This is a genomic window from Polaromonas hydrogenivorans (assembly GCF_040105105.1).
Classification (GTDB): Bacteria; Pseudomonadota; Gammaproteobacteria; order Burkholderiales; family Burkholderiaceae_C; genus Polaromonas; species Polaromonas hydrogenivorans.
This window is the reverse complement of sequence record NZ_CP157675.1, coordinates 1,296,229-1,315,149: the sequence shown is the minus strand read 5'-3', so window position 1 is coordinate 1,315,149 and position 18,921 is coordinate 1,296,229. Positions and strand designations below refer to the sequence as shown.

The window sequence follows — 18,921 nt, the reverse complement described above, 5'->3', positions numbered from 1 at the left end:
AAAAAACAAGGCTGATTCGGGGGAGGGATTGCAGTTGCGGCGCGCCACCCGGATTCGTGCCGCACAACGAGAACTTTGCGAGAACGCCTGTTTAGACGCGGTTCCAGTCAAACTGGGACTTGTCGCCCTTGCCATAGACCTTGAGCGCGCCTTTTTCTCCGACGGCGTTCGGACGCTGGAAAATCCAGTTCTGCCAGGCGGTCAGGCGGCCAAAAATGCGGGTGAACATGTTCTCGGTGCCGTTGAAGCGCAAATTCGCTTCCATGCCGGTCAATGCATCAGGCGACATGGACACGCGTTCCTCGATGGCAATGCGCACCTCGTCAGTCCAGTCGATGTCGTCCGGATTGGACGTGACCAGGCCCACGGCAAACGCGGCGTCGGCATCCAGCGGCTGGCCCGCCTTGGCGCGCACGGCTTCGAGCGCCGGTGCTTCGTCATAAAAACGGCGGCCCAGGCGGCTCTGGTCAGTCACCATCGGGTAGAGGCCAAAATTGCTCTCTGCCACGGTAATTTTGGGCGCACGGTCCTCGTCGTCGGGCAGGGCCAGGTGGTAGCTGCGGTCGCAGGCCAGGGCGAGTTCCAGGTAGGTGCCGACAAAGCACGAACCCGGCTCGATCAGCGCGAACAGGCTGCGCGAGGACAGGTCCAGGCGGCTCAGCGTGCGGCGCAGCAGGCCGATGGTCTCGCGCACCAGCCAGTGCTTCTGGTTCGCCAGCAGCACGTCGTCCATGGCCAGCACGGCGCTGGCATCGCCTTCGGTCTTGATCAGCCAGGTGCCGATTTCCAGCTCGTTGGTGCGCATCATCAGGATCGCGTCTTCCAGTTCGCGCGCCATCACCAGCGGGAACCAGTCGGCGCCCAGCGCTTCAATGCCGGCGATGCTTGAGGGTTGCGCACCCGTGGGCGCCTTGACCGTCCAGGTGGCGGTGCGCTTGGCACGGTCGATCTCGACCGTCACATTTGAATAGCGCAGCGCATCGGCTTCGACCGTGCGATTGAGCGGCTTGAACACCACGCCCTTGCCGTCGGCGGGCCGGTCGCTCTGGGCGGCCAGTGCCAGGGCGCGGGTCTGCACCTTCTGCGCAAAATCGACCGCCTTGGCAATGTCATCGACCAGGCGCCAGTCCTTGGCCTTCTGGCCGCGAACGCCTTCGACGCTGGTGCAGAACAGGTCGGCCAGGTCGTGGCGAACATGGCGCTTGTCGGTCACGCGGGTCAGGCCGCCGGTGCCGGGCAGCACGCCCAGCAAAGGGACTTCGGGCAGGCTGACGGCGCTGGAGCGGTCGTCGATCAGGATGATTTCATCGCAGGCCAGCGCCAGCTCGTAACCGCCACCGGCGCAGGCGCCGTTGACCGCAGCCAGGAACTTCAGGCCGCTGTAGCGGGACGAGTCTTCCAAGCCGTTGCGGGTTTCGTTGGTGAACTTGCAGAAGTTCACTTTCCAGGAGTGGCTGCTCACGCCCAGCATGAAGATGTTGGCGCCGGAGCAGAACACTTTTTCTTTGGCGCTGGTCACCACCACGGTGCGCACTTCCGGGTGCTCGAAACGGATGCGGCTGATGGCGTCGTTCAGTTCAATATCGACCCCGAGGTCGTAGCTGTTGAGCTTGAGCTTGTAGCCGGGGCGCAAGCCGGCGTTTTCGTCAATGTCCACCGCCAGCGTGGCGACGGGGCCATTGAAGCTGAGCTTCCAGTGCTTGTATTGGGAAGGGTCGGTCTGGTATTCGACGCGGGAGGCGATGGTCATGGCTTGAAGTCCTCAGTTTAATGCATGAAACTGCATGAATTGAAATTCGATACACGCATAATAATGCATATCATCAAAAACAAACAAGCATTTTTATGCATTTTCTTGTAAAAGATTCAAACTGGCAACTGAAGCGCCTTGCGCACCGTCTCGCGCAAGGACTGGAAAGACAGTTCCAGGCTCTGGGTGCTGGTATCGACCTTGTACTGCGCCTTCGAATAGAAGGCAGCACGACCTGCCAGGATGCCCTTGAGGTCTTCCATGGCCTGCTTGCTGGCCGCCATGGGCCGCAAGTCACCCTGCGCCAGCACCCGTGTCATGTGGTCTTCAGGGTCGGCCTGCAGCCAGACGGTGGTGCAGTGGGACAGCAGCTGGTTGAACGTGGCCGGGTCCGACACCAGGCCGCCGGGCGTGGCAATGACGGCTTCCGGGTAAATCTGGATCGTCTCTTCCAGCGCCCGGCGTTCGTAGCGGCGGTAGGCATTCATGCCGTAGAGCGCCTGGATTTCCGAGACGCTGCAGCCCGCGAACTTCTCGATTTCCCGGCTCAATTCGACAAACGGAAATCCCAGGTCTTCGGCCAGCAGGGCGCCCAGCGTGGACTTTCCGGCCCCGCGCAGGCCGATCAGCGCCACGCGCGAACAGAGGGCGGTGTTGCCGCTGCCCGTTCCCAGCAACTCGCCAATCGCGATGCGCACACGGCGCAGCGATGCGTCGTCGCGCGTTTCCAGCAGTTCGCGAATCAAGAGCCATTCGGGCGTCGAGGTTGTCACATCGCCAATCAGTTCGGCCAGTGAGCAGTGCAGCGCGCGGGCCACCTGCAGCAGCACCAGGATGGACGCGTTGCCTTCGCCGTACTCCAGGTTTGCCAGATGCCTCTCGGACACATCGGCGGCAATCGACACGGCTTTGCGTGTCATGCCGCACCGAGCCCGCAGCGCCCGAACCCGGTCTCCCAGGGCTGCGAGAAATGGATTTTTTTCTTCCGCCTGTGGCTCCTGAAGCCCGGCGGGCTGCAGTTCGGCTGTTTGAAGAGGAAGGATGGAGGTATCAGGGACTAACCCTGATACATGCAATATATTGCTTGACATGATGTTTTTCAGGCTTTATGGTTCATGCATGCACAATAATTCATATTACATGAATTGGCAAGTTCAACACTATACGGAGAAGGCAGTATGTCACCCACCGAATTTCGCGAACAGATCACGCAACTGACAGCCCAGCTGGCTGGCCGCCCCCTGGATGCCGGTCTGGATGCCTGGCTCAATGCAGAGCATGGAGTCGAAACCGACACGTATCGGCAACTGAAGCAAGCCTGCATGACCGGCGTTGCCGAGGGCTGGCTGTGCGAGCGCGAGGGCGGCGGCATCCGTTATGGCCGCATCTTCAAGCCGGCCGATGACCTGCACGGCTTTTCGGTCGATGTGGTGGACATGCAGGACATCGCCGGCCCGCACCATGCGCATCCGCAGGGCGAAATCGACCTGATCATGCCGCTGGACGACAACGCGCAATTCGATGGCCGCCCCGCCGGCTGGCTCGTTTATCCGCCGGGCAGCGCGCACCGCCCCACCGTGTCCAGCGGACGCGCCCTGGTGCTCTACCTCCTGCCCCAGGGCAGCATCGAATTCACCCGCCACTGATTTTTACGAAAAGACTCCCCATGACCGAACTGCTTTCCAATTACCTGGTCGGCCGCTGGCAGGCTGGCACCGGCGCGGGCACTGCGCTGTTTGACCCGGTGCTGGGCACCGAACTCGTGCGCGTCGATGCCACCGGACTCGACCTGGCCGCCGGCTTTGACTTTGCCCGCGAACAAGGCGGCACGGCCCTGCGCGCCCTCACCTACCGCGAGCGCGCCGCCCTGCTGAGCGCGGCACTCAAAGTGCTGCAGGCCAACCGCGATGCCTACTATGAGATCGCCACGGCCAACAGCGGCACGGTGAAAAATGACTCTGCCGTGGACATTGACGGCGGCCTGTTCACGCTGGGCACCTATGCCAGGATGGGTGACGCACTGGGCGAGCGTCGTTTCATGCTCGACGGTGACATGGCGCGGCTGGGCAAAGACCCTCTTTTCCAGTCACAGCATGTGCTGACATCCACGCACGGCGTGGCCCTGTTCATCAACGCCTTCAACTTTCCCGCCTGGGGCCTGTGGGAAAAAGCCGCGCCCGCCCTGCTGTCGGGCGTGCCGGTCATCATCAAGCCCGCCACCGCAACCGCCTGGCTGACGCAGCGCATGGTCAGGGACGTGGTCGAGGCGGGAATTTTCCCGCCGGGCGCGCTGTCGGTCGTGTGCGGCAGTTCGGCCGGACTGATGGACCAGCTCCAGCCCTTCGATGTGGTGTCGTTCACCGGATCGGCCGAAACGGCGGCGGTGATCCGTTCGCATCCAGCCGTGGTGCAGCGCTCGGTGCGCGTCAACATCGAAGCCGACAGCCTGAACTCCGCCCTGCTGCTGCCGGGCGAGGCTGCTGGCAGTCCGGCCTTTGAGTTGCTGGTCAAGGAAGTGGCGCGCGAGATGACGGTCAAGTCGGGCCAGAAATGCACCGCCATCCGCCGCGTTTTCGTTCCCGAGGCTCTGTACACGTCGGTCGCAGAAGCACTTTCCGCGCGCCTGGCCAAGACCACGGTGGGCAACCCACGCAACGACACCGTACGCATGGGCGCGCTGGTCAGCCGCAGCCAGCTGGCAGCAGTGCGCGACGGCCTGGCGCATCTGACGGCGCAGGCGGAAATCCTGCACGACGGCAGCCGCCATGCGCTGGTCGATGCCGATGCGGCGCTGGCCTGCTGCGTCGGGCCGACGCTGCTGGGCACGCGCGATGCCAGCGGAAGCGATGGCGCCGACCGCATCCACGACACCGAGGTCTTTGGCCCGGTGGCCACGCTGCTGCCTTACCGCGACACGGCCCACGCGCTGGCGCTGGTGCGCCGGGGACAGGGTTCGCTGGTGACCTCGCTCTACGGCAGCGATGCCGCCGCGCTGGCGAGCGCTGCCCTCGAATTGGCCGACAGCCACGGCCGGGTGCATGTGATCTCGCCCGACGTGGGCGCACTGCAGACCGGCCACGGCAACGTCATGCCGCAGTCGCTGCATGGCGGGCCGGGCCGCGCGGGTGGCGGCGAGGAACTGGGCGGCCTGCGCGCCCTGAATTTCTACCACCGCCGCAGCGCCGTGCAGGCCAGTACCGACGTGCTGGCGCATCTGCGGACGCCTTCAGCGGTCTGAGCCACAAGAGAACGAGGAGACAGACATGACCGCCCCATCAAACACCGCGCCCCACATCCCGGCACCCGGCGCGCACTTCAATTTCGCCCAGCACCTGATCGGGTGCAACGCCGCGCACCCCGCCAGGACAGCCTATATCGACGATGTCGAAACGGTGAGCTACGGCGAACTGGCCGAGCGCATCCGCCGTCTGGCCGCCGCACTGCTGGCCGCCGGTGTGCGCCGCGAGGAACGCGTGCTGCTGCTGATGAACGACTGCAGCGACTGGCCGGTCAGCTTTCTGGGCGCGATGTATGCCGGCATCGTGCCGGTGGCGCTCAACACGCTGCTGACGAGCGAAGACTATGCCTTCATGCTGGAGCACAGCCGTGCCCAGGCTGTGCTGGTGTCGGGCGCTCTCTTGCCGATACTGCAGGAAGCCATGGCGAAAGCCGCCCATGAGGTCAGGGCGGTCATCGTCTCGCGCCCCGCCGGGTCACTGCCCGAAGGCAGCGTGGCGCTGGACAACCTGATTGCCCAGCATGCGCCGCTGGCCCAGCCAGCTTCCACCTGTCCCGACGATCCGGGTTTCTGGCTGTATTCCTCCGGCTCCACGGGAAAGCCCAAAGGCACGCTGCACACACACGCCAATCCCTACTGGACCGCCGAGCTGTACGGCAAGCCGGTGCTGGGAATTAGCGAGCGCGATGTGTGTTTTTCCGCCGCCAAGCTGTTCTTTGCCTACGGCCTGGGCAACGCCCTGAGCTTTCCGCTCAGCGTCGGCGCCACCGTGGTCCTGATGGCCGAGCGCCCGACGCCGGCGGCCACCTTCAAGCGCTGGATTGACCACCAGCCCACCGTGTTCTTTGGCGCGCCCACCGGCTTTGCAGGCATGCTGGCCTCGCCCGACCTGCCCGCGAAAAACCAGGTGTCGCTCCGACTGGCGTCTTCGGCCGGCGAGGCCTTGCCAGCCGACCTGGGCGAACGCTTCACGGCCCACTTTGGCATTGAGATCATCGACGGCATCGGTTCGACCGAAATGCTGCACATCTTTTTGTCCAACCTGCCCGGAAAAGTGCGCTACGGCACCACCGGCTGGCCGGTGCCCGGCTACGAGGTGGAGTTGCGCGGCGATGACGGCCGACTGGTTCCCGACGGCGACACCGGCGACCTCTACATCAAGGGGCCGAGCGCGGCGCTGATGTACTGGGGCAACCGCGAGAAGTCGCGCGAAACCTTCCAGGGCGCGTGGACCAAGAGCGGCGACAAGTACGTTCGCAACGCCGACGGCACCTACACCTATTCGGGTCGCAGCGACGACATGCTCAAGGTCAGCGGCATTTACGTCTCGCCCTTCGAGGTCGAGGCCACGCTGTCGCAACATCCGGCCATTCTGGAGGCGGCCGTCATTGGCGTGCCGGACGCCGAAGGCCTGACCAAAACCAAGGCTTACGTGGTGCTCAAGACCGGCCAGCAGGTCAGCGAGGCCGAACTCAAGGCCTTCGTCAAGGAGCGCCTGGCGCCTTACAAATACCCGCGCTCGATTGAGTTTCTAGCCGAGTTGCCCAAGACCGCCACCGGCAAGATCCAGCGCTTCAAGCTGCGCGGTCTGGAAGGCGCGGCCAAATGACAGAGGCGGCGTTCATCGACATCGACTGGGCGGGTCGCCCGGTCCGCATCGAACACCAGTGGATTGCCCGCGACCGGGCGGCGGCGCCACTGATCGTCTTTTTGCATGAAGGCCTGGGTTCGGTGGCGATGTGGAAGGAGTTTCCGCAGCGCCTGTGTGAGGCTAGCGGCTGCCGGGGGCTGGTGTATTCGCGCCCTGGCTATGGCCGCTCGACGCCGCGCGCCGCCGAAGAAGTCTGGGGCCTGGACTTCATGCACCGCCAGGCCCAGGAAGTGCTGCCCGCCCTGCTGGAAGCGCTGGGCATTGACGCGGCCACCGACCGCCCCTGGCTGCTGGGCCACAGCGATGGCGCTTCCATCGCCCTGCTGTATGCGGCCCGGCATCCGCAGCAACTGGCCGGCGCCATCGTGCTGGCTCCCCATATCCTGGTGGAAGACCTGTCGGTGAGCAGCATTGAAAAAGTGCGAACGGCCTACCTTGAAACCGACCTGCGGCAACGCCTGGCGCGCCACCACGATGATCCGGATTCAGCCTTCTGGGGCTGGAACGACATCTGGCTCAAGCCGGCGTTCAGGCACTGGTCGATTGAAGCCGAGATCAGCGCCATCCGCTGCCCGTTGCTGGCCGTGCAAGGCCTGGACGACGAATACGGCACGCTTGCGCAGATCCACGGCATTGCGCGCCGGGCGGCGCAGACCGAACTGTTTGAGCTGGCCGATTGCGGCCATTCCCCGCACCGCGACCAGCCCGAACGCCTGATCACGGCCATCACTGCTTTCATTCAACAACAACCCCACGGAGACAAACCATGACCAAGATTCGACTTCACCTGATCGCTGCCGCCGCCGTCCTGTGCGCCAGCGCTGCCTCCGCGCAGGCGCCGGCCAAGCTCAAGGTCGGGCTGATGCTGCCCTACACCGGCACCTACGCCGCGCTGGGCACGGCGATTGAAAACGGCTTCAAACAGTATGTGGCCGAGCAGGGCGGCAAGCTGGGCGGGCGCGAAATCGAATTCGTCAAGGTCGATGACGAGTCCGACCCGTCCAAGGCCACCGACAACGTCAACAAGCTGATCAAGCGCGACAACGTCGATGTGCTGATCGGCTCGGTGCATTCCGGCGTGGCAATGGCGATGGCCAAGGTCGCCAAGGACACAGGCACGCTGCTGATCGTTCCCAATGCCGGCGCGGATGCCGTGACCGGGGCTATGTGCGCGCAAAACATCTTCCGCAGTTCATTCTCGAACTGGCAGCCGGGCTACGCCATGGGCGAAGTGGTCGCCAAGAAGGGCCACAAAAAGGTCGTCACCATCACCTGGAAGTACGCAGCCGGCGACGAGTCGGTGCGCGGCTTCAAGGAAGCGTTTGAAAAGGGTGGCGGCAAGGTCGTCAAGGAACTCAGCGTGCCTTTCCCGAACGTCGAGTTCCAGGCGCTGCTGACCGAAATCGCGGCCACCAGGCCCGATGCCGTGTACACCTTCTTTGCCGGTGGCGGTGCTGTGAAGTTCGTCAAGGACTATGCCGGCGCCGGGCTGAAGAAAAGCATTCCCCTGTACGGCGCTGGTTTCCTGACCGACGGCACGCTCGAAGCGCAGGGGCTTGATGCCGACGGCCTGCTGACCACGCTGCACTATGCCGACGCGCTGGGCACGCCGCGCGACACCAGCTTCCGTCTGGCCTATGCCAAAGCCTACAAGCAGCAGCCCGACGTGTATGCGGTTCAGGGTTATGACGCGGCGCAGATGCTGGGCGTGGGACTGGCCGCCGTCAAGGGCGACACCAGCAAGAAGGCCGAGTTTGCCGATGCCCTGCACAAGGCAAAGATCGACAGCCCGCGCGGCCCATTCACGATTTCCAGGTTCAACAACCCGGTGCAGGACATCTATTTGCGCCAGGTCGCGGGCAAGGAAAACAAGCTTGTCGGCGTCGCCAGCAAGGCGCTGACCGATCCGGGTCGCGGCTGCCGGCTGTAATCCGCCCGGTCTTCCCGTCACGGCATTCAAGCTGTCCGGTGATTTTTTCTGTTTGCTACTGAATCCATAGCTTCTCGCGCAGTCCACGCCTGCGCCAGAGGCCAATTTGATGCTTGAAAAGCGTCCACAGGCCAACACCCATGTGCTCTTGCCTGCTGACGTTGCCATGCGCTTTTTCACATTCACGAAAGGATGAGGCTTTCTTCATGGACCTTTCCATCTTCCTGATCCAGTGCCTCAATGCACTTCAATACGGGCTGCTTTTGTTCCTGGTCGCCTCCGGGCTGACGCTGATCTTCGGGATCATGGGCGTCATCAACCTGGCGCATGGCAGCTTCTACATGATTGGCGCCTACATGGCCTACGCCCTGGCGCCTGTGGTGGGCAGCACTTTTGGCGGCGGCTTTTTTGCCACGCTGGCGGTGGGCGTGGTGCTGGCGGTACTGCTCGGCTATGTGCTGGAGTGGGCGTTCTTCAGCTTTCTTTATGAACGCGAGCATCTGCAGCAGGTCTTGATGACTTACGGGCTGATCCTGGTGTTCGAGGAACTGCGCAGCCTGCTGGTCGGCGACGAGGTGCATGGCGTCGAAGTGCCGGCCTTTCTGGCGGGCACGCTGCCGCTGGGCGAGCTGATGACCTACCCGGTGTACCGGCTGTTTGTCTCCGGCGTGTGCCTGGTGCTGGCGCTGGGCATGTACCTGATCTTCACCCGCACGCGGCTCGGAATGATGATCCGCGCCGGCAGTACCAACCGCGAGATGGTGCAGTCGCTGGGCATCGACATCAAGTTTTTGTACCGCGTCGTGTTCGCCGCCGGTCTGGGCGTGGCGGTGCTGGCCGGCATGGTGGCCGCGCCGGTGTCGTCGGTCTATCCGGGCATGGGTGACTCGGTGCTGATCATCTGTTTCGTCATCGTCGTGATCGGCGGCATCGGCTCGATTCGCGGCGCACTGCTGGCGGCGCTCTTGATCGGCTTTGTCGATACCTTTGGCAAGGTGTTTTTGCCGCAGGCCGCTGGCGTGCTGGTGTATGTCCTCATGGCGCTGATCCTGCTGTGGAAACCCGATGGCCTGTTCAAGGCCGGATGAACCCCGATGAACCACTCCAAAACCCTTTTCGTGCTGCTGGCCTTTGCCGGGCTGGCGCTATATCCGCTGATGGCGGGCAACTACGGCATTGACCTGGTCACCAAGATGATGGTGTATGCCATCTTTGCGCTCAGCCTGGAGTTGCTGGTCGGCACCACCGGGCTGATCTGTTTCGGCCAGGCGGCGTTCTTCGGCATCGGCGCCTATGCCGCCGTGCTACTGCCCGCGCAGACCGACGCGCCTTCGCTGCTCTGGCTGCTGCCGGCCTGCGTGCTGGCGGCGGCGCTGTATGCGCTGGCCGTAGGCGCGCTGTCGCTGCGCACCAAGGGCGCCTACTTCATCATGGTCACGCTGGCTTTTGCGCAGATGGCTTACTACGTGGTGCACGACACGCCGCTGGGCGGCGGCACCGACGGCATTTACCTGACCCTGAAACCGGTGCTCGGCACGCTGATCGACCTGGACAAGCCGCTGGTGCTGTACGGTTTCACGCTGCTCATGCTGGTGGGGGTTTTCGGCTTTCTGGCGCTGCTGGCGCGGTCGCGCTTTGGCCGCGCGCTTGCGGGCATTCGCGTCAACGAGCAGCGCATGCGCGCCACCGGCTTTTCAACCTATCCGTACAAGCTCGCGGCCTTCGTGATCTCGGGCGGCATTGCCGGGCTGGCGGGCTTTCTGTTTGCCGTCAAGGATGGCTTCGTCAACCCTGAAATGATGAGCTGGCACCTGTCCGGCGCGGTGCTCATCATGATCATCCTGGGCGGGCTCGGTCATTTGCGCGGCGCGCTGGTCGGCGCGTTCGCCTTTGCACTGTTGCAGGAATTCTTCAAGTCCGAAGCGGTGTTTGGCGACTTCGCCCGGCACTGGCATCTGGGCTTGGGCCTGAGCATCATTGCCAGCGTGGTGTTGTTGCCACGCGGGCTGGTCGGCTTGCCCGGACAACTCCGCGCCCGGCTGGTGGGCCGCAGCAACCTGCAGGGAGTGCGCCATGAAGCCGTCTGAAATCTCGTCTGATGTCTCGCCTGAAGTGCTGCTGCGCGGGCGCGAAATTACCCGCCGCTGGGGTGGCCTGCTGGCACTGAACGGCGTGTCGCTGGATCTGGCGCGCGGCAGCGTGCATGCCGTGATTGGCACCAACGGCGCCGGTAAATCCACTTTAATCAACATCCTGTCCGGCGAAATTCCGCCGTCGAGCGGCAGCGTCGAACTGCTCGGCCAGGAGGTGACGGGCTGGACGCAACCCCGGCGTGCCCGCCTGGGCCTGGGCCGCAGCTACCAGCGCAACACCATCTACCCCAGCTTCAGCGTGTTCGAGAACTGCCGGCTGGCCGCGCAGGCCGCCACCCAGAAGCCGTGGCAATGGTGGCGCAGCGCGCAGCATTGCGATGCCAGCCTGTCGGCTGCGCACGATGCAGCCTCCCGCGCCGGCCTGAACGACTTGCTCGACCGCCCGGCCGGACTGCTGTCGCACGGGCAAAAGCGCCAGCTCGAAATCGCCATGTGCCTGGCCACAGCGCCGCAGGTGCTGCTGCTCGACGAGCCGCTGGCCGGCATGGGCGCGGAAGAGACCGAGCGCATGCTCGCGCTGCTGGCCGAACTCAAGCCCGGCCATGCCATCTTGCTGGTCGAACACGACATGGATGCGGTGTTCCGCATTGCCGAACGCATCACCGTCATGGTCAATGGCGCAGTGATTGCCAGCGACACGCCCGCCGGCATACGCAGCAACCCGCAGGTGCAGGCCGCCTATCTTGGAGACCATTGACGTGAAGCCTTCTTCTGAATTCATCCTGGAGGCGAGTTGCATCCACGCCTGGTACGGCTCCAGCCATGTGCTGCACGGCATCGACCTGGCCATCGGGCGCGGCGAAACCATCGGCCTGCTGGGGCGTAACGGTATGGGCAAAAGCACGCTGATCCGCACCCTGCTCGGTCATGTGACGCAGCGCGATGGTCGCATCACCCTGTTCGGACAGGACACCTCCCGCGCCAGGCCGCATGAAGTGGCGCGCCTGGGCGTGGCCTACGTGCCCGAAGGACGCGGCGTGTTCCCCAACCTGTCGGTGCGCGAAAATCTGATAATGGCGGCCCGCCGTGGCCGCGATGGTCGCAACGACTGGTCATACGGGCGCGTACTGGAGACCTTTCCGCGCCTGAAGGAGCGGCTGAGCAACCTGGGCGCACAGCTCTCGGGTGGCGAGCAGCAGATGCTGTCGATTGGCCGGGCGCTGATGACGCATCCCGACCTAATCATTCTGGACGAAGCCACCGAAGGCTTGGCGCCGCTGATCGTGCTCGACATCTGGAACGTGATCAGCGCCATCCGCGCCAGCGGCATTGCCACGCTGATCGTGGACCGAGACTACCGCAAGGTGCTAACGCAAGCGGATCGCGCGCTGGTGCTGCAAAAAGGCCAGGTGGTGCTGCAGGGCAATGCCGACGAGGTGGCTGGTAGCCCTGCGCTGGCAGACTACCTGGGCGTGTGAAGGGGCCAGGGAGTCGTGATGATGGTGCGAGAGACGGGACTTGAACCCGTACGACATCACTGTCCCGGGATTTTAAGTCCCGTGCGGCTACCGATTACGCCACTCTCGCTGGTGAAAATTGGGGAGATGCAGCGACCAACCCGAACAGCATTGTCAAACAAAATGCCCCTTCTCAAGAGGCTGATGACAATTACTTTATGGAGGCGCGGCCCGGAGTCGAACCGGGCTAGCCGGATTTGCAATCCGGTACATAACCGCTTTGTTACCGCGCCATATTTCTTCGAACATTCCCAACAAAAAAGGGCAGCATTTTGAAGTGCTGCCCTTTGAATTGGAGCGGGAAAAGAGGCTCGAACTCTCGACCTCAACCTTGGCAAGGTTGCGCTCTACCAACTGAGCTACTCCCGCGAGTCTAGCTATAAATTATAGCTTGGTTTTTTAACCATTCGGACTTTATTGAAAAAAAGTAACCGATGGCCATCATTTCATGGAGGCGCGGCCCGGAGTCGAACCGGGCTAGCCGGATTTGCAATCCGGTACATAACCGCTTTGTTACCGCGCCATATCTCTCGAACATTTCCAATAGAAAAGGCCAGCATTTTGAAGTGCTGGCCTTTGAATTGGAGCGGGAAAAGAGGCTCGAACTCTCGACCTCAACCTTGGCAAGGTTGCGCTCTACCAACTGAGCTACTCCCGCGAGTCTAGCTATAAATTATAGCCTGGTTTTTAACGATTTTCTTGAGTCTAGAAAAAGTTTACTCAATGCTTGACGGCGTCCACAACCTGCGAAGGCACAGCAGCACTGGCAGCTGCAATCAATGCAACTTCTTCATCCGTCAACGGAACAGGCTGCCGCTCCAGTGCGACCTGCAGCACCTGATCTATCCACTTCACAGGAATGATCTCAAGACCGGCTTTTACATTGTCTGGAATCTCTTGCAAATCTTTGGCATTCTCTTGCGGAATCAGCACCGTCTTGATGCCCCCACGCAAGGCTGCAAGCAGTTTTTCCTTCAATCCGCCAATAGCTGTTACTTCACCCCTGAGCGTAATTTCTCCGGTCATCGCCACATCGCCTCGCACCGGAATGCCCGTTAATGCAGAAACAAACGCAGTAGTCATGGCGGCACCGGCGCTGGGACCGTCCTTGGGTGTTGCACCATCGGGCACGTGAATATGGATATCACGCTTTTCAAACATTTCATCCTTGATACCAAGAACTCTGGCTCGGCTGCGGACCACGGTGCGGGCAGCCTCGACAGACTCCTTCATGACATCGCCAAGCGAGCCCGTTCGGGTAATCACACCCTTGCCGGGCATGACGGCTGCTTCAATTGTCAGCAAATCACCGCCAACCTCAGTCCATGCCAATCCGACGACCTGGCCCACTTGGTTGTTCTTTTCTGCACGTCCGTAATCGTATTTCCTCACACCCAGGAACTCATTGAGGTTATCTGGCGTCACCACGACTTGGGGCGTCATTTTTTTAAGCTGGATACCCTTGACCACCTTGCGGCAGATTTTGGACAGCTCACGCTCAAGTGAGCGTACACCGGCTTCACGGGTGTAGTAGCGCACGATGTCGCGCACCGCCTGCTCCTGTACTTCCAGTTCAGCATCCTTGACACCATTGTTCTTGACCTGCTTGGGCAGCAGGTAACGCATGGCGATGCTGGTTTTTTCGTCCTCGGTATAACCTGACAACCGAATAACCTCCATGCGGTCCAGCAGTGCAGGAGGAATGTTCATCGAGTTGGATGTTGCGACAAACATCACGTCGCTCAAATCAAAATCGACTTCGACATAGTGGTCGCCGAAAGTATGGTTCTGTTCCGGGTCCAGCACTTCGAGCAAAGCACTTGATGGATCACCACGGAAATCTGTACCCAGCTTGTCGATCTCATCAAGCAAAAACAGCGGATTGCGTGTACCAGCCTTGCTCAGGTTCTGCAATACCTTACCCGGCAGTGCACCGATGTAGGTACGACGGTGACCGCGAATTTCCGCTTCATCACGCATGCCACCCAAAGCCATGCGGACATACTTGCGTCCGGTTGCCTTGGCAATGGATTGACCGAGCGAAGTCTTACCCACCCCTGGTGGGCCGACCAGGCAAAGAATCGGCGCCTTGAGCTTGTCAACCCGCTGCTGAACCGCGAGGTATTCAACAATACGGTCCTTGACCTTTTCAAGGCCATAGTGGTCTTCATTGAGGACGGCCTCTGCATTGACCAGGTCATGCTTGATCTTGGTTTTCTTGCTCCATGGCAAACCGAGCAGCACGTCAATATAGCTGCGCACCACGGTAGCCTCGGCCGACATCGGCGACATCAGCTTGAGCTTCTTGAGTTCGCTTTCTGCCTTTTTACGGGCTTCCTGCGGCATCTTGGCGGCCTTGATCTTCTTTTCGATCTCTTCTATGTCTGCGCCCTCTTCGCCCTCCCCCAATTCTTTCTGGATGGCCTTGACCTGCTCGTTGAGGTAGAAGTCGCGCTGGTTTTTTTCCATCTGCCGCTTGACCCGGCCGCGAATTTTCTTGTCCACATTGAGGATATCGACCTCGCGCTCAAGCTGCTCATACAGGTTTTCGAGCCGGGCTTTCACGTTATCAAGATCCAGAATGATCTGCTTGGCGTCAAGCTTGAGCGGCAAGTGCGCCGCGATCGTGTCAGCCAGGCGACCGGCATCGTCAATGCTGGAAATCGACGTCAGTATTTCAGGCGGAATTTTCTTGTTCAGCTTGACGTAATGGTCAAACTGCTGCATGACCGCACGGCGCAGGGCTTCGACTTCACTGCCTTTGCTACCAGCCACGACCACAACCGGCTCGACCGGAGAAATATTGGCGGTAAAGTGCTGTTCGCCTTCCTCAATCTTGTTGACCTTGGCGCGCTGCTGGCCTTCCACCAGAACCTTGACAGTACCGTCAGGCAACTTCAAGAGTTGCAAAATGGTCGCCACACAGCCCACTTCAAACATATCCTCAATGGAAGGCTCGTCTTTGGCTGCTGTTTTTTGGGCCACCAGCATAATCCGGCGCTCGGCCTCCATGGCCAATTCCAGCGCCTTGATGCTCTTGGGGCGGCCCACGAACAGCGGAATCACCATATGCGGAAAGACCACGACATCCCGCAATGGCAAAAGCGGCAGATTGATGGGTGTGGAGGTAAGAAAAGTTTGTCCGGACATATAAACCTTAAAAATCAAGGTAAGACGCAACAACCCGTTTCGGGGTCAGGCGAAGTACAAGCAACCAGACTTGAGGGTAGTTCTCGCCATTTCAAGCGTTTCCTGCCGTGTCCGGGACTCAGGCTTTTTTAGCGGCTTCGCGGTACACCAACAAAGGCGGCTTGTTTTCTTCAATCGTGGATTCATCCACAACCACCTTGGCGACATTACTGGTAGTGGGTAAATCAAACATGGTGTCAATCAAGGATTGCTCCAGAATCGAACGCAGACCGCGCGCGCCGGTTTTTCGGGCCAGTGCCTTGCGGGCAATGGCTTTCAATGCCGAAGGGCGGATTTCGAGATCAACGCCTTCCATGGCAAGCAGCTTGCTGAACTGCTTGACCACGGCATTTTTAGGCTCCGTCAAGATCTGAACCAGTGCATCTTCACTGAGTTCAGCCAGCGTAGCGATCACCGGCATACGGCCGACCAGTTCGGGAATCAAGCCAAACTTGATCAGGTCTTCAGGCTCGACATCCTTGAAGGCTTCCGTCAGGCTGCGCGCTTTTTTACTTTTGACGGCAGCACCAAACCCAATCCCGGAGGCTTCGGTCCGGTTTTCAATCACCTTTTCAAGTCCCGAAAAAGCACCGCCGCAAATAAAGAGGATGTTGGTGGTGTCAACCTGGAGGAAATCCTGGTTTGGATGCTTGCGCCCGCCCTGCGGGGGCACGGAGGCCATCGTGCCTTCCATCAACTTGAGCAGCGCCTGCTGCACGCCTTCACCCGACACATCGCGCGTGATGGAAGGGTTGTCCGATTTACGGGAAATCTTGTCGATTTCGTCGATGTAGACAATCCCTTGCTGGGCACGATCAACTTCGTAATTGCAGCTTTGCAGCAATTTCTGGATGATATTTTCGACGTCTTCACCCACATAGCCGGCCTCGGTCAGCGTCGTGGCGTCGGCCATGACAAAGGGCACATTCAGCGTTCTGGCCAGCGTTTGAGCGAGCAGGGTCTTGCCGGAGCCGGTGGGGCCAATCAGCAGGATGTTGCTCTTGGTCAGCTCGACATCGTCTTTTTTGGCCGATTCCTTGTGGCGCAGCCGCTTGTAGTGGTTGTACACGGCAACCGCCAGCGTGCGCTTGGCGGGTTCCTGTCCAATCACATAACCATCAAGCGTGGCCTTGATCTCTGCAGGCGTTGGCAAATCACTGCGCGCTTCGCCTGCCTCGCTGCCTGAAGGCAATTCGTCGCGGATGATCTCATTGCACAGATCAATACACTCATCACAAACAAAGACGGATGGGCCAGCAATCAGTTTTTTGACTTCATGCTGGCTTTTACCGCAGAAGGAGCAGTACAAAGTCTTTTCGCTGGAGGAGCCTTTTTTCTCGGCCATTGTGGGGGACGCCTTTAACGTGACTGGGGGAAACTATGAGCTTCGCCAATGATAACCAATAAAAAAACGGCGTTTCTTTAATAGAAAAACGCCGTTGTTGCAGAGCAGCTTAAAGCGCTACAGAGCAGATCAGGGCCGTTTTGATATCACCTGATCGACGACGCCATAAGCCTTCGCCTCATCGGCGAACATGAAGTAGTCGCGCTCTGTATCGCGCTCGATTTTTTCAACCGTCTGGCCGGTGTTGTGGGCCAGAATGCGATTGAGCTGGTCGCGTGTCTTCAGGATATCGCGGGCATGGATTTCAATATCCGATGCCTGGCCCTGCGCCCCGCCCGATGGCTGGTGAATCATCACACGCGAATTGGGCAGCGAAAACCGTTTGCCCTTGGTGCCCGACGACAGCAAAAATGCACCCATGCTGGCGGCCATGCCGACGCACAGCGTGGACACGTCCGGCTTGATGAACTGCATGGTGTCGTAAATCGCCATGCCGGCCGTGACGGAACCGCCGGGCGAGTTGATATAAAACGAGATGTCCTTGTCAGGATTTTCGCTTTCCAGGAACAGCAACTGGGCCACCACCAGATTGGCCGTCTGGTCATTGACCGGGCCGACCAGGAAAATGACGCGCTCCTTGAGCAACCGGGAATAAATGTCGTAAGAACGCTCGCCACGGCCGGATTGCTCAATGACCATGGGCACCATGCCCAGGCCCTGGATTTCCTGGCTAGCGGCTTGCGGGCTGTTGTAGCCGCCATAAATACTGTTTCGAACCATTAATTTTTCTCCAGTGATAGATGTACTGTACCCAAAAATGAATTGGGGCCTGTACCGCAAAGCACAAGCCCCAATTTCAGGAGAAACCAGCTGTTTAGTTCTGGCCCATCAACTCGTCAAAGGAAATGGCTTTCTCGCTCACCTTGGCTTTGCCCAGGACAAAGTCGGTGACGTTGTTTTCAATGACGACGGCTTCGACTTCGGCCATGCGGCTGTTGTCGCTCAGGTACCAGCGAACCACTTCCTGGGGTTTTTCGTAGCTGGCGGCCAGCTCTTCGATGTGCGCCTTGAGTTGCTCGGGCTTGGCCTGCAATTCGTTGGCACGCACCAGTTCGGCCACCACCAGGCCCAGACGGACGCGTTTTTCGGCCTGTGGGCGGAAAATGTCATCGGGAATCGGCGCCTTGTCGGCATCCTTGATGCCGCGCTGCTTCAGGTCGGCGCGGGCACCTTCAACCAGGCGCTCAAGCTCGGCTTGCACGCTGGCGTTGGGCAAATCGAGTTCGGCATTGGCGACCAGCGCATCCATCACCGCATTCTTGTTGCGGGCCAGCAGGCGGAACTTGACTTCGCGCTCAAGGTTTTTCTTGATGTCCGAACGCAGGCCTTCGACCGTTGCGTCGGCAATACCGAGCGACTTGGCGAGTTCCTCGTTGACTTCGGGCAGGTTCGCCGCTTCAATCTTCTTCACCGTCACCAGGAAGTCGGCCTGCTTGCCGGCTACGTCCTTGCCGTGGTAATCGGCCGGGAAGTTCAGCGGGAAAGTCTTGCTTTCGCCGCTTTTCATGCCGCGCACGGCATCTTCAAATTCTTTCAGCATCTGGCCGTCGCCGACGATGAACTGGAAGCCTTCGGCCTTGCCGCCGGCGAAGGTTTCGCCGTCCATCTTGCCTTCGAAATCGATGCTGACACGGTCGCCGTCCTGCGCCGGCTCGTCGGCTGCGCGCAGGGCGAAGGTGCGGCGCTGCTTGCGCAGGATGTCCAGAGTCTTGTCGATGGCCGCGTCGCTGACTTCAGCGCTGAGCTTTTCAACTTCGGCATTGGCCAGGTCGGCGATCTTGACGTCGGGATAGACTTCGAAAATCGCATCGAAAGCCAGTTCGCCTTCAGGCGCATCTTCTTTTTCGCTGATGCGCGGCTGTCCGGCAACGCGCAGCTTGGCTTCGTTGGCGGCAACGGCGAAAGCCTCGCCGACCTTGTCGTTCATGACTTCGTAATGCACCGAGTAGGCATAACGCTGGCTGACCACGCTCATCGGAACCTTGCCGGGGCGAAAACCGTCCATCTTGACGGTGCGGGCCAGCTTCTTCAGGCGGGTAGCGACTTCCGACTGGATGGTATTGAGGGGCAGCGTGAGCGTCATTTTGCGCTCGAGCTTTTCAAGATTTTCAACAGTCACGGCCATGATGGTTTCCTAAAAATCAAAAG

The 18,921-nt window shown here is 60.6% G+C and carries 16 protein-coding genes and 5 tRNA genes; 9 read left to right on the top strand and 12 right to left on the bottom strand.

Going from position 1 to position 18,921, the window contains the following annotated elements; translation table 11 throughout:
• Positions 1 to 91: 91 nt before the first annotated feature.
• Both boxC and ABLV49_RS06175 read right to left on the bottom strand, forming a co-directional pair.
• Positions 92 to 1,750, bottom strand: a complete 1,659-nt coding sequence (gene boxC / locus ABLV49_RS06180) for a 2,3-epoxybenzoyl-CoA dihydrolase (protein ID WP_349280760.1) — start codon at positions 1,748 to 1,750, stop codon at positions 92 to 94.
• Between the two features lie 116 nt (positions 1,751 to 1,866).
• Complete coding sequence (locus ABLV49_RS06175) at positions 1,867 to 2,841, bottom strand: helix-turn-helix transcriptional regulator (RefSeq protein ID WP_349280759.1); 975 nt, start codon at positions 2,839 to 2,841, stop codon at positions 1,867 to 1,869.
• A gap of 87 nt (positions 2,842 to 2,928) precedes the next feature.
• On the opposite strand from ABLV49_RS06175, the gene ABLV49_RS06170 reads away from it, so the two are divergent.
• Genes ABLV49_RS06170 through ABLV49_RS06150 form a run of 5 tightly spaced genes read left to right on the top strand, consistent with a single transcriptional unit; the run spans position 2,929 to position 8,569 of the window.
• The gene (locus ABLV49_RS06170; RefSeq protein ID WP_349280758.1) at positions 2,929 to 3,396 is read left to right on the top strand and encodes a DUF4863 family protein; all 468 of its coding nucleotides are present in this window, start codon (positions 2,929 to 2,931) and stop codon (positions 3,394 to 3,396) included.
• A 20-nt stretch (positions 3,397 to 3,416) separates the two neighbouring features.
• On the top strand, positions 3,417 to 4,988 hold the full coding sequence (locus ABLV49_RS06165; protein WP_349280757.1) for a 3,4-dehydroadipyl-CoA semialdehyde dehydrogenase: 1,572 nt from the start codon (positions 3,417 to 3,419) through the stop codon (positions 4,986 to 4,988).
• 25 nt (positions 4,989 to 5,013) lie between these two features.
• Complete coding sequence (locus ABLV49_RS06160; protein WP_349280756.1) at positions 5,014 to 6,597, top strand: benzoate-CoA ligase family protein; 1,584 nt, start codon at positions 5,014 to 5,016, stop codon at positions 6,595 to 6,597.
• Positions 6,594 to 7,409 carry an alpha/beta fold hydrolase gene (locus ABLV49_RS06155; protein WP_349280755.1) on the top strand — a complete coding sequence of 272 codons (816 nt, stop codon included), beginning with the start codon at positions 6,594 to 6,596 and terminating at the stop codon, positions 7,407 to 7,409. The genes ABLV49_RS06160 and ABLV49_RS06155 overlap by 4 nt, the downstream gene beginning before the upstream one ends.
• Positions 7,406 to 8,569, top strand: a complete 1,164-nt coding sequence (locus ABLV49_RS06150) for an ABC transporter substrate-binding protein (protein WP_349280754.1) — start codon at positions 7,406 to 7,408, stop codon at positions 8,567 to 8,569. The genes ABLV49_RS06155 and ABLV49_RS06150 overlap by 4 nt, the downstream gene beginning before the upstream one ends.
• Positions 8,570 to 8,624: 55 nt before the next feature.
• Here the strand turns inward: ABLV49_RS06150 and ABLV49_RS06145 are convergent, their stop codons facing one another.
• A complete protein-coding gene (locus tag ABLV49_RS06145) occupies positions 8,625 to 8,777 on the bottom strand; it encodes a hypothetical protein (protein ID WP_349280753.1) in 153 nt (50 codons plus the stop codon).
• On the opposite strand from ABLV49_RS06145, the gene ABLV49_RS06140 reads away from it, so the two are divergent.
• From ABLV49_RS06140 to ABLV49_RS06125, 4 genes are read left to right on the top strand one after another with little or no spacing between them, the layout of a single operon-like run.
• Positions 8,776 to 9,657 (top strand): branched-chain amino acid ABC transporter permease, encoded by an 882-nt coding sequence (locus tag ABLV49_RS06140; protein ID WP_349280752.1) that lies wholly within the window; start codon positions 8,776 to 8,778, stop codon positions 9,655 to 9,657. The two genes, ABLV49_RS06145 and ABLV49_RS06140, sit on opposite strands and share 2 nt — an antisense overlap.
• 6 nt (positions 9,658 to 9,663) lie before the next feature.
• Positions 9,664 to 10,656, top strand: a complete 993-nt coding sequence (locus tag ABLV49_RS06135) for a branched-chain amino acid ABC transporter permease (RefSeq protein ID WP_349280751.1) — start codon at positions 9,664 to 9,666, stop codon at positions 10,654 to 10,656.
• On the top strand, positions 10,643 to 11,419 hold the full coding sequence (locus ABLV49_RS06130) for an ABC transporter ATP-binding protein (RefSeq protein ID WP_349280750.1): 777 nt from the start codon (positions 10,643 to 10,645) through the stop codon (positions 11,417 to 11,419). The genes ABLV49_RS06135 and ABLV49_RS06130 overlap by 14 nt, the downstream gene beginning before the upstream one ends.
• Before the next feature lies 1 nt (position 11,420).
• Positions 11,421 to 12,140, top strand: coding sequence for an ABC transporter ATP-binding protein (locus ABLV49_RS06125; RefSeq protein WP_349280749.1), 720 nt, complete (start codon positions 11,421 to 11,423; stop codon positions 12,138 to 12,140).
• 22 nt (positions 12,141 to 12,162) lie between these two features.
• On the opposite strand, the gene ABLV49_RS06120 is transcribed toward ABLV49_RS06125, so the two are convergent.
• The 9 genes from ABLV49_RS06120 to tig form a co-directional block, all read right to left on the bottom strand.
• Positions 12,163 to 12,249 (bottom strand) — tRNA-Leu (locus ABLV49_RS06120).
• A gap of 89 nt (positions 12,250 to 12,338) precedes the next feature.
• A tRNA-Cys gene (locus tag ABLV49_RS06115) sits at positions 12,339 to 12,412 on the bottom strand.
• Positions 12,413 to 12,472: 60 nt separating this feature from the next.
• Positions 12,473 to 12,548 (bottom strand) — tRNA-Gly (locus ABLV49_RS06110).
• An 80-nt stretch (positions 12,549 to 12,628) separates the two neighbouring features.
• A tRNA-Cys gene (locus tag ABLV49_RS06105) sits at positions 12,629 to 12,702 on the bottom strand.
• A 59-nt stretch (positions 12,703 to 12,761) separates the two neighbouring features.
• Positions 12,762 to 12,837, bottom strand: a tRNA-Gly gene (locus ABLV49_RS06100).
• 62 nt (positions 12,838 to 12,899) lie between these two features.
• Positions 12,900 to 15,329 carry an endopeptidase La gene (lon, locus tag ABLV49_RS06095; RefSeq protein ID WP_349280748.1) on the bottom strand — a complete coding sequence of 810 codons (2,430 nt, stop codon included), beginning with the start codon at positions 15,327 to 15,329 and terminating at the stop codon, positions 12,900 to 12,902.
• 118 nt (positions 15,330 to 15,447) lie between these two features.
• Entirely contained in the window at positions 15,448 to 16,713 is a 1,266-nt protein-coding gene (clpX, locus tag ABLV49_RS06090) for an ATP-dependent Clp protease ATP-binding subunit ClpX (RefSeq protein ID WP_011802329.1), read from the bottom strand.
• A gap of 129 nt (positions 16,714 to 16,842) precedes the next feature.
• On the bottom strand, positions 16,843 to 17,493 hold the full coding sequence (gene clpP, locus ABLV49_RS06085) for an ATP-dependent Clp endopeptidase proteolytic subunit ClpP (RefSeq protein WP_011802330.1): 651 nt from the start codon (positions 17,491 to 17,493) through the stop codon (positions 16,843 to 16,845).
• A 94-nt stretch (positions 17,494 to 17,587) separates the two neighbouring features.
• Entirely contained in the window at positions 17,588 to 18,898 is a 1,311-nt protein-coding gene (gene tig / locus ABLV49_RS06080) for a trigger factor (protein ID WP_349280747.1), read from the bottom strand.
• Positions 18,899 to 18,921 lie beyond the last annotated feature (23 nt).